This window comes from Tenacibaculum sp. MEBiC06402, assembly GCF_049239625.1.
Lineage (GTDB): Bacteria > Bacteroidota > Bacteroidia > Flavobacteriales > Flavobacteriaceae > Polaribacter.
The window spans coordinates 20,891-34,848 of record NZ_JBMKKT010000101.1; the positions used below are offsets into that span (position 1 = coordinate 20,891).

At 31.9% G+C, this 13,958-nt stretch carries 17 protein-coding genes; 12 read left to right on the forward strand and 5 right to left on the reverse strand.

Going from position 1 to position 13,958, the window contains the following annotated elements:
• Positions 1 to 2: 2 nt before the first annotated feature.
• The 9 genes from ACOSP6_RS13615 (at position 3) to ACOSP6_RS13655 (ending at position 5,807) form a co-directional block, all read left to right on the forward strand.
• Positions 3 to 440: a 3-hydroxyacyl-ACP dehydratase FabZ family protein gene (locus tag ACOSP6_RS13615; protein ID WP_422094608.1), complete on the forward strand. Its 438-nt coding sequence runs from the start codon at positions 3 to 5 to the stop codon at positions 438 to 440.
• Positions 441 to 456: 16 nt separating this feature from the next.
• Positions 457 to 1,731, forward strand: a complete 1,275-nt coding sequence (locus tag ACOSP6_RS13620; protein ID WP_422094607.1) for a beta-ketoacyl-[acyl-carrier-protein] synthase family protein — start codon at positions 457 to 459, stop codon at positions 1,729 to 1,731.
• Positions 1,732 to 1,738: 7 nt separating this feature from the next.
• Positions 1,739 to 1,993 (forward strand): acyl carrier protein, encoded by a 255-nt coding sequence (locus tag ACOSP6_RS13625; protein WP_422094606.1) that lies wholly within the window; start codon positions 1,739 to 1,741, stop codon positions 1,991 to 1,993.
• Positions 1,990 to 2,568: a 4'-phosphopantetheinyl transferase family protein gene (locus ACOSP6_RS13630; protein ID WP_422094605.1), complete on the forward strand. Its 579-nt coding sequence runs from the start codon at positions 1,990 to 1,992 to the stop codon at positions 2,566 to 2,568. The genes ACOSP6_RS13625 and ACOSP6_RS13630 overlap by 4 nt, the downstream gene beginning before the upstream one ends.
• The gene (locus ACOSP6_RS13635; RefSeq protein ID WP_422094604.1) at positions 2,565 to 2,999 is read left to right on the forward strand and encodes a hypothetical protein; all 435 of its coding nucleotides are present in this window, start codon (positions 2,565 to 2,567) and stop codon (positions 2,997 to 2,999) included. Before ACOSP6_RS13630 ends, ACOSP6_RS13635 begins: the two co-directional genes overlap by 4 nt.
• A complete protein-coding gene (locus ACOSP6_RS13640) occupies positions 2,999 to 3,253 on the forward strand; it encodes a SemiSWEET family sugar transporter (RefSeq protein WP_422094603.1) in 255 nt (84 codons plus the stop codon). The genes ACOSP6_RS13635 and ACOSP6_RS13640 overlap by 1 nt, the downstream gene beginning before the upstream one ends.
• Before the next feature lie 93 nt (positions 3,254 to 3,346).
• Positions 3,347 to 4,546, forward strand: a complete 1,200-nt coding sequence (locus ACOSP6_RS13645) for a GNAT family N-acetyltransferase (RefSeq protein WP_422094602.1) — start codon at positions 3,347 to 3,349, stop codon at positions 4,544 to 4,546.
• A gap of 32 nt (positions 4,547 to 4,578) precedes the next feature.
• Positions 4,579 to 5,448 (forward strand): acyl-CoA thioesterase, encoded by an 870-nt coding sequence (locus tag ACOSP6_RS13650; protein WP_422094601.1) that lies wholly within the window; start codon positions 4,579 to 4,581, stop codon positions 5,446 to 5,448.
• A 2-nt stretch (positions 5,449 to 5,450) separates the two neighbouring features.
• On the forward strand, positions 5,451 to 5,807 hold the full coding sequence (locus ACOSP6_RS13655) for an SdpI family protein (RefSeq protein WP_422094600.1): 357 nt from the start codon (positions 5,451 to 5,453) through the stop codon (positions 5,805 to 5,807).
• Here ACOSP6_RS13655 and ACOSP6_RS13660 read toward each other — a convergent pair.
• Positions 5,804 to 6,478, reverse strand: a complete 675-nt coding sequence (locus tag ACOSP6_RS13660) for an SCO family protein (protein ID WP_422094599.1) — start codon at positions 6,476 to 6,478, stop codon at positions 5,804 to 5,806. The two genes, ACOSP6_RS13655 and ACOSP6_RS13660, sit on opposite strands and share 4 nt — an antisense overlap.
• Positions 6,479 to 6,628: 150 nt before the next feature.
• Here ACOSP6_RS13660 and rseP point away from each other — a divergent pair, with 150 nt between their 5' ends.
• The gene (gene rseP, locus ACOSP6_RS13665; protein WP_422094598.1) at positions 6,629 to 7,975 is read left to right on the forward strand and encodes an RIP metalloprotease RseP; all 1,347 of its coding nucleotides are present in this window, start codon (positions 6,629 to 6,631) and stop codon (positions 7,973 to 7,975) included.
• 163 nt (positions 7,976 to 8,138) lie between these two features.
• On the forward strand, positions 8,139 to 8,477 hold the full coding sequence (locus tag ACOSP6_RS13670) for a hypothetical protein (protein ID WP_422094597.1): 339 nt from the start codon (positions 8,139 to 8,141) through the stop codon (positions 8,475 to 8,477).
• 317 nt (positions 8,478 to 8,794) lie between these two features.
• On the opposite strand, the gene ACOSP6_RS13675 is transcribed toward ACOSP6_RS13670, so the two are convergent.
• The 3 genes from ACOSP6_RS13675 to ACOSP6_RS13685 all read right to left on the reverse strand — a co-directional run bounded on the left by ACOSP6_RS13675 (position 8,795) and on the right by ACOSP6_RS13685 (position 12,065).
• Positions 8,795 to 9,664, reverse strand: coding sequence for a cupin-like domain-containing protein (locus ACOSP6_RS13675; RefSeq protein ID WP_422094596.1), 870 nt, complete (start codon positions 9,662 to 9,664; stop codon positions 8,795 to 8,797).
• Between the two features lie 97 nt (positions 9,665 to 9,761).
• Positions 9,762 to 10,859: a biotin synthase BioB gene (gene bioB, locus ACOSP6_RS13680; RefSeq protein WP_422094595.1), complete on the reverse strand. Its 1,098-nt coding sequence runs from the start codon at positions 10,857 to 10,859 to the stop codon at positions 9,762 to 9,764.
• 54 nt (positions 10,860 to 10,913) lie between these two features.
• Positions 10,914 to 12,065: a beta-ketoacyl synthase N-terminal-like domain-containing protein gene (locus ACOSP6_RS13685; protein WP_422094594.1), complete on the reverse strand. Its 1,152-nt coding sequence runs from the start codon at positions 12,063 to 12,065 to the stop codon at positions 10,914 to 10,916.
• A gap of 153 nt (positions 12,066 to 12,218) precedes the next feature.
• On the opposite strand from ACOSP6_RS13685, the gene ACOSP6_RS13690 reads away from it, so the two are divergent.
• Positions 12,219 to 12,665 (forward strand): cytochrome c oxidase assembly factor Coa1 family protein, encoded by a 447-nt coding sequence (locus tag ACOSP6_RS13690; RefSeq protein ID WP_422094593.1) that lies wholly within the window; start codon positions 12,219 to 12,221, stop codon positions 12,663 to 12,665.
• On the opposite strand, the gene bioA is transcribed toward ACOSP6_RS13690, so the two are convergent.
• The gene (gene bioA, locus ACOSP6_RS13695) at positions 12,651 to 13,916 is read right to left on the reverse strand and encodes an adenosylmethionine--8-amino-7-oxononanoate transaminase (RefSeq protein ID WP_422094592.1); all 1,266 of its coding nucleotides are present in this window, start codon (positions 13,914 to 13,916) and stop codon (positions 12,651 to 12,653) included. The two genes, ACOSP6_RS13690 and bioA, sit on opposite strands and share 15 nt — an antisense overlap.
• Positions 13,917 to 13,958: the final 42 nt, after the last annotated feature.

A 13,958-nucleotide genomic window follows, 5' to 3' on the forward strand; every position in this document is an offset into this window, starting at 1 on the left:
AAATGACGGAAAAAGAAATAATAAAACTATTACCTTATCAATCACCTTTTTTATTTGTTGATCAACTAACATCAATCTCAAAAGAAGGAATCACGGGTAGTTACACATTTAAAAAAGATGAATTTTATTATCGTGGTCATTTTAAAGATAATCCAGTAACACCTGGTGTAATTCTAACAGAGGTAATGGCGCAAATTGGTGTAGTATGTTTGGGGATTTACCTATTAAAAGAAGAAAATAATAAAGTTGAAAAACTAAAAATAGCACTAACATCGCATACGGTTGATTTTTTTATTCCTGTTTATCCTGAGGAAGAAGTAACCGTTATTTCAGAGAAAGAATATTTTAGATTTAACAAACTGAAGTGTAAGGTAAAAATGCTAAATACAAAAGGCGAATTGATTTGCAGAGGTACTATCGCTGGTATGATGTTAAAATAAATTGAATCAAGTCAAAATGAATACAAGAGTTGTTATTACCGGTTTAGGAGTAGTTGCGCCAAACGGTGTAGATATTCCTTCCTTTACAAAGGCCATTAAAAATGGCGTTTCTGGTATTCGTTTTCATCAAAAATTAAAAGATTTAAATTTTTCATGTTGCATTGGAGGAATACCAGAAATAACAGAAGAAAAGAAACTTCAATATTTAACACCTTTACAATTAAGGGGTTTCAATAGTTCTGGTATTTTATATGGATGTATAGCAGGAATGGACGCATGGAGAGATGCTGGTTTTAGTATTGACGAAGAAAGTGAATTAGACTTTGACAGCGGAATGATTTTCGGGACAGGAACTTCTGGAGTTGAAAAGTTTAGAGAAGCAATTTATAAAGTTGATGATAAAAAAGTAAAAAGACTGGGAAGTACGGCGGTTGTGCAAACAATGGCTAGTGGAATAACAGCATATTTAGGGGGGATTTTAGGTTTGGGAAATCAAGTAACAACAAATTCTTCGGCGTGCACTACAGGAACTGAAGCTGTTTTAATGGGATATGATAGAATTGTTTCAGGAAAAGCAAAAAGAATGTTAGTCGGAAGTTGTAGTGATGATGGTGTTTATGTTTGGGGTGGATTCGATGCAATGAGAGTTCTAACCTATAAGCATAACGATACACCTGAAAAAGGTTCTCGTCCTATGAGTCAGTCCGCCTCAGGTTTTGTTCCGGGTGGAGGTGCAGGTGCATTGGTTTTAGAATCATTGGAAAGTGCTTTAGAAAGAAATGCTACGATTTATGCCGAGATATTAGGAGGAGAAATTAATTCTGGAGGGCAACGAAATGGTGGAACAATGACTGCTCCGAATGGAGTTGCAGTGCAACGTTGCATACAGAATGCTGTAATAAATAGTGGAATTCATCCAGAAGATATTGATGTAATTAATGGGCATTTAACGGCTACTATTAAAGATACTTTTGAAGTTCAAAATTGGTCTGAAGCATTACAACGTAAAGGAAAAGACTTTCCCTATATAAACTCGTTAAAATCTATGATTGGTCATTGTTTAGCAGCAGCAGGAAGTATAGAAAGTGTTTCTGCAGTTCTTCAATTGCATCGAGGTTTTATCTTTCCTTCTATTAACTGTGAAGATGTACATCCAGAAATTTTAGACATCATCGACGAAGATAAAATTCCGAAAGTACAAATTGATAAAGAAATTAATATTGTTGCTAAAGCTAGTTTTGGCTTTGGAGATGTTAATGCATGTGTAATTTTTAAAAAATATAGTCCTTAATTTTAATATGACAAACCAAGAGCTAATACCTAGATTAAAGAATATAGTAAAGCCTTATATTCAAGATGAAAATGCATTTGAAAATTTAACAGAAGAAACAGATTTTATTAACGATCTTAAGATCAACTCTGCAAATTTGGTAGATGTTGTTTTAGATGTGGAAGATGAATTTGATATTGAAATAGATAATGATGCTATGGAAAAGATGTTAGATGTAAAAAATGCGCTGTCAATTATACAAAGTAAGCTTTCAGAAAAATGATAGGTAATGATATCGTAGATATTAAAATAACCAAAGAGCAAGTCAATTGGCAGCGGAAGCGGTTCTTGGATAAAGTATTTACTATGCATGAGCAGCGGTTAATTACTAATGCTTCAGATCCATTTTCAGTAGTGTGGCGCTTATGGTCTATGAAAGAAAGTGCTTACAAATGTTACGTAAGATATCACCAAAAACGTTTTTTTGATCCTAAAAAATTATCATGTACTATGCACGATCTTCATTTCGGTCATGTTACTATTGATGATTTTAAATTTCCTATAAAAACAACGGTAAATAGTAATTATATTTATTCAACTATTTCTAAGTCTGGAACAGAAAACTACTGTTTTCATATAGAAAGTGTATCTACAATCAATCAGCAGTTAGAAGTATATAACCAACTCAAGCAAATAATGTCTAAAAGGCTCGCTGTTGAAAGCGAAAAGATTTCAATACAAAAAAACACAGTAGGTATTCCTAAATTAACAATAAATAAGATTGAAAGTGACATTGTTTTTTCGCTTTCTCATCATGGTAATTTTGGAGCTATATCTATTTTAAAATCAACGAAATGAAAGAATTCTTAGCGTATGCGAAATACAAATTATCGGAAGATAAAAAATTAATCTTAACCTATGTAATCGTTTATTTTATTTGGGGAATGGGAATGAACAACTTTGGGCAAGCAGTAGAAATCGCAAAGTTTACATATTGGTGGCAAGTAATTACATGCTATATTTTTTACATGGTTCCTATATCATTGCTTTTAAGAGGTTTACCTTTTCATATGCAATATGCTTATGGTTTAATAGCCATGGGACTATTAGAGTTTGCAGGTTACGCTCTACAAACTTCTTATGCCTACCCCAATAATATTTTAGATAAGCTTTTTAATATTAGAAATTTCAGCCTAGGGATGACACTATTTTTCGCTCTTTATTTTCCTCTTGGAAATATGTTGGTAGCTAAGATATATAAGAGTATTTTTGGCGAGAAAAATTTATAATGGAGTTTCAAGAAGTTTTAGGGTATTTAGCAGCTTTTTTTACAACGGCTTCTTTCTTACCACAAGTATATAAAACCTGGAGAACAAAATCAGTAGAAGGATTATCACTAACCATGTATTTGGTGTTTTTTACAGGAATTGTTTGCTGGTTGATTTATGGTATTTACTTGAATAGTATGCCGATTATTTTAGCGAATACAATTACCGGAATTAGTGCCTTAGCTCTTATCGTTATGAGGTTAAAGTATAAATAACTATTTATTTGACTTGTAAACATTAAGAAAAGGATAACTAAAGTTTCGTAAACTTTTTAGTAATTTTCAACCCTATTTTAATTTAGCCCTTAATTGAATTTTTGTAAAAGAGTACAAAATGCGAACTATTATGTGTCCATAGAAGATGTTCCAAATACTATTTGGAACGAACTGGGTTGTACAAATAATTTATATTTTAATCCTAATTACTTGTCGGCAATTGCAAAAAATCATCCAGAAATAGATTTTTGCTACGTTGTTTTATTCAACGAAAACAAAGAGCCGATAGCCTTTGCAACTATTCAAGTGGTTGATTTTCTTCTTGAGAATGTTCAAAATGATTTAAAAGGGTTTGCAGAAAAGATTCAAAAAATAGGTAGAAAATTGGGGATAATTACCAAAAGAAAACCTTTTAAAATCCTTACTTGCGGTAACACTTTTGTAAGTGGCGAACATGGAATTTTTATTAAGAACAATCAGAATAAACAAAAGGTAATAAAAGAATTGGCCAAGTCTGTTGTTAAGTTGGTGAATGACGAGAAACAATTCGACTATAAAATCAGTGGTTTTATGTTAAAAGATTTTATTCATGAATCACTTTTTATGACAGATGAATTGCTAGAGTATAATTATCATTCGTTTAGTGTAGAGCCTAATATGCTCATGCAAATTGATACAGATTGGCATGATTTTACCGATTATTTGGCCGCTATGAAAACTAAGTTTCGAGTGAAAGCAAAAAAAGCAATGGAGCGAAGTTTCCCTCTCGAAATTATTGATATTGATGAACATAATCTAAGCTCTTTTTTACCCGAAATGGAAAAGCTTTATCATAATGTTTCTTCAAAAGCAGAATTTAACTTGGGTTCGTTTAATATTGCTTCGTACAAAGATTTAAAACAAAGTTTAGGAGACAACTATGTCATTAGAGGATATGCCTTAAAAGGTAAATTAGTAGGCTTTTTATCCGGAATGATTACGGGAAAAAAATTAGATGCACATTTCGTAGGTATTAATTACGAGTATAATCGAGAGTATGCTATTTATCAGCGCATGTTATACGACTATATACAAATTGCCATTGAAAACAAATTACATCAAATTAACTTCGGAAGAACAGCGAGTGAAATAAAAAGCTCAGTTGGTGCTGAACCTCAGGATTTAACAATTTATTTTAGACATAAAAATCATATTCCAAATAAAATATTAAGTTTTTTTATTAATAAAATTCAACCCACTCCTTTTAATCAAAAACTACCTTTTAAAGTTAAAACACTTGTTGCTCAAAACTAAAAAGAGTACTTTTATTTTGTAAAAATCTATTGATGAAAAACACAAAAGACCTACTGAATATCCTGAGACTTACTGATGAAGGAAATAATAATTTTAGTGGAGTTAGCAGAGATATTGGAAGCCCAAATGTTTTTGGAGGACAAGTATTAGCACAATCTTTAAATGCAGCTTATAGAACTATTGGAAATAGTAGGGTGTTACATTCGCTTCATTCTTATTTTTTAGAAGCAGGAGATTTGGAACTTCCGATTATATATAATGTGCAAACTATTAGAGATGGAGGAAGTTTTTCTACGAGAAGAGTAACAGCGCATCAAAACAATAAGACAATTTTCATTTTAGCATGTTCATTTCATAAAGAAGAAGATGGATATGAACATCAAATGCCAATAAAGAAAGACTTAACGAAACCTGAAGATTTGTTAAGTTGGAAAGATATGTTACATCAATTCGGTGAATTTCTTCCAAAAAAGATGAAGGAGTTTTTAAGTATTGAGCGTCCTATTAGTTTCAAACCTGTTCAAGTTGTAAACCCTTTTGAGAAAAAAGATTTACCACCAATTGTAGATGTTTGGTTCAAATTAAAAGGAGAAAGTGAAGATTTGAGTTTGCAACTGAAGCAGCAAATTCTAACCTATATTTCCGATTATAATATTTTAACCGCTTGTCTATATCCAAATGCTAGTAAAGCTCATTTTGGGAATACGCAGATGGCAAGTTTAGATCATTCGATGTGGTTTTATAGAGATTTTGACTTTTCTGATTGGATGTTATTCTCAGTAGAAAGTCCGAATACATTTGGAGCGAGAGGGTTTGCTTGTGGAAATATTTATACAAGAGATGGTAAACTAGTAGCTTCAGTAGCACAAGAAGGTTTAATGCGACCACATAAAGATAAATAAGTATGAGTCCAATTTATTATGTACTATCTGTTAACGGATTAGTGTTTTTGTTAAGTATTATTTTTTACTTCTATCCACCTAAAAAGATAAATAATTTTTATGGGTATAGAACACCAAGATCAATGGCAAATCAAGAAGTTTGGGATTTCGCAAATGGATTTTTTAACAAGCATTTATTACAGTATTCTGCAATTTCTTTTGCTGCCGCTTTAGGTTTGTCTTTTATAGCTGAAGAAACTTCATGGCAACCTATTGCAATTATGGTTTTAACATTGGGAGTTTGTGTAATTAAAACAGAGCAAGAACTTAATAAACATTTCGATAAAGAAGGAAAGAAATTGAAAAAGTCGAAACGCTAGTTATACTCCTCTTTCAGAAGTAAAATATCGTCAATAATTTTCTGCATATTTTCAAACTTAGTGCCATCGTACATTCCTCGAATTCTTTTGTCTTTATCGATTAGGATAAAGTTTTCGGTATGAATAAAATCTTGAGCGCCACCATCACCTTCGTCTAAAACAGCGAAATAACTCTTTCTAGCTAGTTCATAAATGTGTTTTTTATCACCAGTGGTAACATTCCATTTTCCATCTATAATTCCTTTTCGTTCAGCGTATGCTTTAAGTACTGGAACGCTATCTAATTCAGGAGTTACAGAATGTGATAAGAACATAATGTCTTTATCATCTTTAAATCGTTCTTGTAACTCAAGCATGTTATTAGACATTGGAATACAAATTCCTTTACAGGTAACAAAAAAGAAGTCTGCCACATAAATTTTACCTTCATAATCTTTTTGGGTAACCTTTTTTCCATGCTGATTGATTAATTCGAAATCTGCAACTGTATGATTTTTAGTAAACATTCTTATAGAACTATCTACCAATTTAGGATTAACATCTGCTGGGTTGTAAATAGGTAATTTTTGATCAACTTTTACTAAAAAATAATAAGCAGGTAATGCAATAATTGTAAATAAAATTAGAAAAAGAAAAGTGTACTTGGATTTTTTGAAAAATTGTATGTTCATTTCGGCAAAATTCTACTGCAAAAATACGGCTAAAAAAGACTGTTTCCTAAAATCTTTGTTAAAACAGAAATAAGTGTCAAGACTGCATTTTTACAACTCTCTATAAAAACGTACATTTGCTGAATTCAAAAAAGACACTAAATACCATTTATGGAAATTTTAATAAAGGCATCACAATTCATTTTAAGTTTATCGTTACTAATTGTTTTACACGAATTAGGACATTTTATTCCCGCTAAATTATTTAAAACTAAGGTTGAAAAATTCTATCTATTTTTCGATTATAAGTTCTCATTATTTAAAAAGAAAATCGGAGAAACAGTTTACGGAATTGGATGGATTCCTTTAGGAGGATATGTTAAAATTGCTGGTATGATTGACGAAAGTATGGATACAGAGCAAATGAAAGAAGAACCTAAGCCATGGGAATTTCGATCGAAACCAGCATGGCAACGTTTAATCATTATGCTGGGAGGTGTAATTGTAAACTTCGTTTTAGGTATTTTAATTTACATTGCTTTAATGTGGGGCTATGGTGAAAAATATTTACCTAATGAAAATGTTAAAGATGGTATTTGGGCGCAAGATGAATTAGCACAAACTTTAGGATTGGAAACAGGAGATAAGATTATTTCTGTTGATGGCAAGGAAATCAAAAAGTTCAATGAAATTCCGGTTGAGTTTATTAATGGAAATAACTTTGTAATAGAAAGAAATGGAGAGCAAATTGCAAAAGAAATTCCGGTTGATTTTATTTCGAAATTAGTTGATAGAGATAAAGATGCAGGAAGTTTTATTTTACCACGTTATCCTTTCGTAATTGCAGGTGTTTCAGATGATTCTCCCAATAAAAAATCTGAGTTAAAATCAAAAGATATTGTAACTGCAATTGCTGGAGAAAACATAAAGTATTTTGATGAAGCTAAGACTATTTTAGAGAAATATAAAAATCAAGAAACTACTATTACCGTAAAAAGGGGAGAGGATACCAAAATAATTCCTGTTACAGTTAATAAAGAAGGTAAATTAGGAGTTGGTTTAGGAATGCTTTCATTAGGAGATTTAGAAAAATTAGGATACTATACTTTGGCTGATAAGAAGTATACTTTTATGGAATCTATTCCTGCCGGATTAAACAAGTCTTGGACAACCTTAACAAACTATGTAAAGCAATTAAAGAAGATATTTAATCCAAGCACAGGTGCTTATAAAGGTTTAGGTGGTTTCATTTCTATAGGAAGCATTTTCCCATCAGAATGGAGTGCTTACAGTTTTTGGAGTATCACAGCATTTTTATCAATCATGTTAGGTTTCATGAACTTGTTGCCAATTCCAGCATTAGATGGTGGACATGTTGTGTTTACATTGTGGGAAATGATTACAGGTAAGAAGCCAAGTGATAAATTTTTAGAATATGCTCAAATCGTAGGATTCTTCTTACTATTAGCATTATTGATATTTGCCAACGGTAATGATGTAGTGAAGCTATTTAAATAGGCTAACTGTTTTCCATAACTATTATAAATTCAATAAACTTATAGAGAGTAAAAAACGCTCTCATAAGTAAAATTGTAATCAATATTATCATTATTGATATTGGTCTATTTATGTAAAGAAAAATTCATTATTTTGGAGGAGCCTTATAATCTAACTTATTACTATGAATTTGATTACCAAAATATTTAACCTTCTTTCAGAGCCAAATGATTTTAAAGATAACCCTTATGGATGGTTAACAAATCAGGTGGGTCATTTATCTTTAAGTTTCGTCTTAACTTTGTATTTAAGCTTGTTGATTGGAGATTTATATGCTCCTATTACTATTGGGGTTTTATGGTTGATATGGGAGATTAGTCAATACAAAAAATCTAATAATTTTATTGATGTTATAGAAGATTTAATCTTTGAGTTAGGTGGTGTTTTAATATTTATCAACTGGGTTATATTCTTGCCACTAAGTATTGTATTGTTGATTTTATGTTTAATAAGAAGGCTTTAAAATAATTAAAGAGATAAACAAAATGAATATAAAAGTAAAAGCTACTTCTTTAAGAAGTAGCTTTTACTTTTAAAGGGAAGTTAAACAAACTAACCCAGTAATAATGTTTTCGGCAATCAAGGCAGTTGTAAAATTTTATGAAATAAATGTATTTTACAAATCCCCTCCTCCTTTTGCGAACTCTGTTTTCAGAGCCACAGTGTGGACATGTTTTCATCTTTCTTTTCTTTTTTGGTTAGAATATTAAAAGTAAAGATTAAAAACTTAGTTAGCGTTAAAAAAATAAGGGGAAAATTCCCCTTTATTTTATTTTTCTGTTAAGAAATACCGTTTGCTTTATTTGTGCGTGTAATAGCTTGTTCGTTTTTCCAGTCAATCCATTTTTGACCTTTTATTCTTCGCATTAAGTTATCGATGGAGCGCATAATAAATACATTATAAATAGCTTTTCCAAGATTTTTAGGGTTTCTTGCTATAGCTCGTAAACTCATCGAAAAACCTGGCGTTACATAACGCATATAATGCCAATAACCCTCTGGCATATATAAAACGTTTCCATGCTCTAATTCTGCAACATGACCTTTCGCATGTTTAAGAGCTGGCCATTTTTCGAAATCAGGATTATTGAAATCTATATCCTCTCTAGTAATTAAAGAATGAGGTATTTTGTATAGATATTTATTTTGTTTTTGATCAAATAGAACACATTTCTTTTTTCCTTCAAAATGGAAGTGAAAAATATTGGCTAAATCAATATCATAATGCATGAAAGTATAAGAATCTCTTCCTCCAAAGAATAACATTGGAAGTCCTTTCATTAATCGTAAACCAAAATCAGGAAACTTAAAATCTTTCTGAAGTACAGGAACCTCCTTTAAAACATTCCATAAGAAAATTCTAAATTTAGTAGGTTCACGTTTTAATAAATCAACATACTCACTCATTTTCATGGTAGCATGTGGTTCATTAAAACCATCTTTATAATCCACGGGTCTATCGTCATAAAGCGGAACAGTTTTATCACCGGCAACTTCTTTCATATAATCCAAAGACCACTTATTGTAAGCTGGCCAATCTTCAATAAAACGTTCTATTACCACTGGTTTTTGTGGCTTAAAGTAATTTTTGATAAAGTCTTCTTTTGTAATAGTCTCGACTCTATCTATCTGTTCCAACTGTAACCCCATGAATAAAAATTTGATAAACGCAAAGTTAATAAAACGTTACGAAATCTTTTTTAAACGAAATTGATAAATTAAATTCATCAATTTACACAATCTATGCTTATGCTTTAACCTCTTTAGCTTCTTGCTTTTTTTGTTCGTTTCTATCAATTTTATGACCTGGTCTCGTCCATTTTGGCTTTTCACCTAAATCTTGATATTGAGAATCTTCTGCCTCAACAGTTTTAGGCTGCATTTTTTTGATAAATGGTTTTTGAGGATTTAAACCAAGTAACTCGAATAACTTCATATCTTCATTTACATCAGGATTCGGAGTAGTTAATAACTTATCTCCAGCAAATATCGAGTTTGCTCCTGCGAAGAAACACATTGCTTGTCCTTCCTGAGTCATTTGAGTTCTACCAGCCGATAAACGAACCTGTGTTTCAGGCATTACGATTCTAGTCGTTGCTACCATTCTTACCATTTCCCAAATAGAAACTGGTTTTTGATCTTCTAATGGAGTTCCATCAACAGCAACTAAAGCGTTAATTGGAACAGATTCTGGTTGTGGGTTTAAAGTTGATAAAGCGACTAGCATTCCAGCTCTATCTTCAATAGCTTCTCCCATACCAATAATTCCTCCAGAACAAACTGTTACATTCGTTTTACGAACGTTATCGATAGTTTCTAAACGATCTTCAAAACCTCTTGTTGAAATTACTTCTTTATAATATTCTTCTGAAGAGTCTAAATTATGATTGTATGCATATAAACCAGCCTCAGCTAAACGATGTGCTTGGTTTTCTGTTATCATTCCTAGTGTACAACAAACTTCCATATCAAGTTTGTTAATTGTACGAACCATTTCTAATACTTGATCAAATTCTGGTCCGTCTTTTACATTTCTCCAAGCTGCTCCCATACAAACTCTCGAGCTTCCAGAAGCTTTTGCGCGTAATGCTTGTGCTTTAACTTGGTTTACACTCATTAAATCATTTCCTTCAACATCGGTATGATATCTTGCTGCTTGCGGACAATATCCACAGTCTTCAGGACATCCTCCTGTTTTTATAGATAATAAAGTTGATACTTGAACCGTATTTGGATCGTGGTGTTTACGGTGAATTGTAGCTGCATCATATAACAGCTCCATCATCGGTTTATTATAAATCTCTAAAATTTCTTCTTTAGTCCAATTGTGTCTAGTCTCACTCATATAGTCGTCATTGTTTGCATTACCAAAAGTAGGAAAAGTAATTGTATTATTATATTATTTTGAAATTAAAACTGATACTGCATTACCTCCAAACCCTACGGCATTTACCAGTATTTTATTTAGTTGTTTTGGTTGTGTTTGTTTCTCTGCAAATGGAACTTCAATAGCTTTTTGATGTTGTAACATTAAAAGTCCGAGTTCTAAATTTAATAACCCAGAAGCTCCAAAAGTATGTCCGATTTTCCACTTATTAGTGGTTAAAAACGGATGATGATTTCCGAAGACTTTTTCAATAGCATTTACTTCAGATGAATCACCTTTTATAGTACCAGGTGCGTGCATGACAATGGCATCGATTTCGTTTAAGTCTATATTGTCACATGCCATTTTCATTGATTTCTGAAAACATTCTGCATCTGCGGTTACAGATGTATTGTGCTTTAAAACTTCAGTAGCATAACCGACACCTTCAATTTTAGCAATGGTTCTTTCAGAAATTTCATTTTCTAAACAAACTACAGCAGCTCCTTCTCCAAGAACCATGGTGTTTTTAGTTTTATTGAGATCAAAAGCTTTACATGGATATCCTTCAGTTTCTTTTGAATAAACTTTTAAAGCTTTCATTTGAGCAATGGTAAAATCGGTAAGTGGAGCTTCACTTCCTCCAACTAAGAATTTATCACACATTCCAGCTTGAATCCAAGCGACTCCATTTAACAAAGAATGTAATGCTGTTGAACAAGTTATAGAATGCGAAATTTCAGGTCCTGAACTTTTTAAGTCATGCGCAATCCATGAAGAAATATTTCCTAAAGTTGTTGTTGGCGAACTTAATGTAGATGAGGTTCCCGTTTCCAGAAATTCCTCATGATACTTTTCAAAAAGTGAAGTTGCTCCTCTGGAAGAGCCAATATTAATTCCAAAATTATCACCCACTTTCCAATTTGCAGCGTAAATCGCTTTTCTTGAAGCATAAATAGCCAATAATACAGTATCATCTAAACTTTTATACTTATTATCTGAATTTCGAATTTCATCAATATGTTTTTTATCTTCTTCCGAAATAGAAGCGGTCCATTCGGTAAAGTTTTTAAAATCTCTCTTCGAAATTCTATGATCATTATCTAAATAACTATTCCAAACCTCGTCAGAAGTTTTTCCTAGGGGAGATATGGATGCAATGGCTGATATAGATATTGGTTTCAAAACAGAAAAATTTCAGCAAAATTAAGGTTAAATCTTTAAACTGAATCACTCAAAACAGATAGATGAATTATATTTTCTGTTTTATTGAAACAAGTAAGTGTTTAATGCGTCTTATATTCGCATAAATAGAAGTATTAATTATTATCAAATCAAATGAATACTGAAAATCAAAAAAGTTGGTTAGGAAGGAATTGGCCATGGGCGTTACCAGTTGGTTGTTGTTCAGGTTGTTTAATTTTTCTAATTATAATTATTGTTGGTTTTGGAGCCACTGTGTTAAGTGTTGTTAATGGTTTAGGTGGAGTATCACCAATTGAAGAGGCTATTGAAAGAGCTGAAAAGAATGAGCGTGTAATTCAATTAATAGGAGAGGATATTGAGTCTGATGGTTTTCCAAATGGTAATATTTCTATTTCTGATTCAGATGGAGAAGTGGATTTTTCAATTCCAATTAAAGGAGATAATGGAGAAGGTACTTTAATTGTAAAAGGAATTCGAAAAGATAAAAAGTGGATTTATGAAGATTTGTACGTTATCATTAAAGAAACAAACGAACGAATTAATCTATTGGATAAAGAAAAAGTCTTAGAGAGTATCTAAGACTTTAACGATTGTATTATATATTTTCTCTAGTTGCGTATCTGAAATGACGTATGGAGTTTGAATGTAAATGGTGTTTCCTAGAGGTCTTAAAAAGACTCCTTCTTTCATAAATGACGATAAAAGTAGATCTCTTAAAGTACCATACCTTTCCATATTTGTATCTAAATCTAAAGCAAAAATTACCCCTATATTTCTTGTAGACTTCACTTTAGGATGATTCGTTATAGTAGCACCAAAGGTTTTATGTTTCTGGGAAATTCTTTGAATGCTATTCTGAATTTCTGTTGAAGTTAATAAGTCAATACTTGCAATGGCAGCCGCGCAACCAATTGGATTTGCAGAATAGGTGTGACAGTGAAAATATCCTTTTGAAATATCGTTACTTAAAAAGGCATCATAGATTTCTTGAGTACAAGACGTTATTGCCATAGGAACTAATCCACCAGTTAATGCTTTACTTAAGCAGATAATATCTGGTTTATTCTCCATGTGTTCCGAAGCAAAATTTTTACCAGTTTTTCCAAAACCAGTCATTACTTCGTCTGCAATAGTCAACACATTTTTAGATTTACAAAATCCGATAATTTCATTTAACCCATCAATATCGTGAATTTTCATTCCGGCTGCACCTTGAACAATAGGTTCGTAAACAAATGCGGCTACTTTATGATTGCTCGTTATATCGTTTAATTTCTGTAAGATTTCTTCTTGATTAGTTCCATCTGGCACAGGAATGCGATGAATATTAATCAAGAAATCTTCGAATGGACCGTTGTAAACAGATAAGCCTGAAGCAGACATTGCTCCGAATGTATCTCCATGAAATCCATTTTCAAATGCGATAAAAGTGGTGCGTTGATCTTCTAAATTAAAATAATATTGAAGAGCCATTTTTATAGCAGACTCAACAGCGGTTGAACCATTATCATTGAAAAATATTTTAGCCTGATTTTCAGGTAAAATTGAGATTAATTTTTCAGATAATTCTACAGCAGCGGGATGCGTAAAATCACTAAACATTATTTGATCTAGTTGCTGCATTTGCTCGTAAACTCGATTATTTATATAATCATTACAATGACCAAACATGCAAGTGTACCAAGACGATATAGCGTCGATATATTCGTTTCCGTTTTCATCAGTAAGAATACAACCTTTCGCTTTTACAATTCCTAAACTATTTGGATGTGTTTGATGTTGTTTTAAGGGATGCCAAATGTGTTTCTTATCGCGTTCTTGTAGTGTCATGACTGCTCCTATTAATATTTTTCTTATACAAAATTAAAAAGA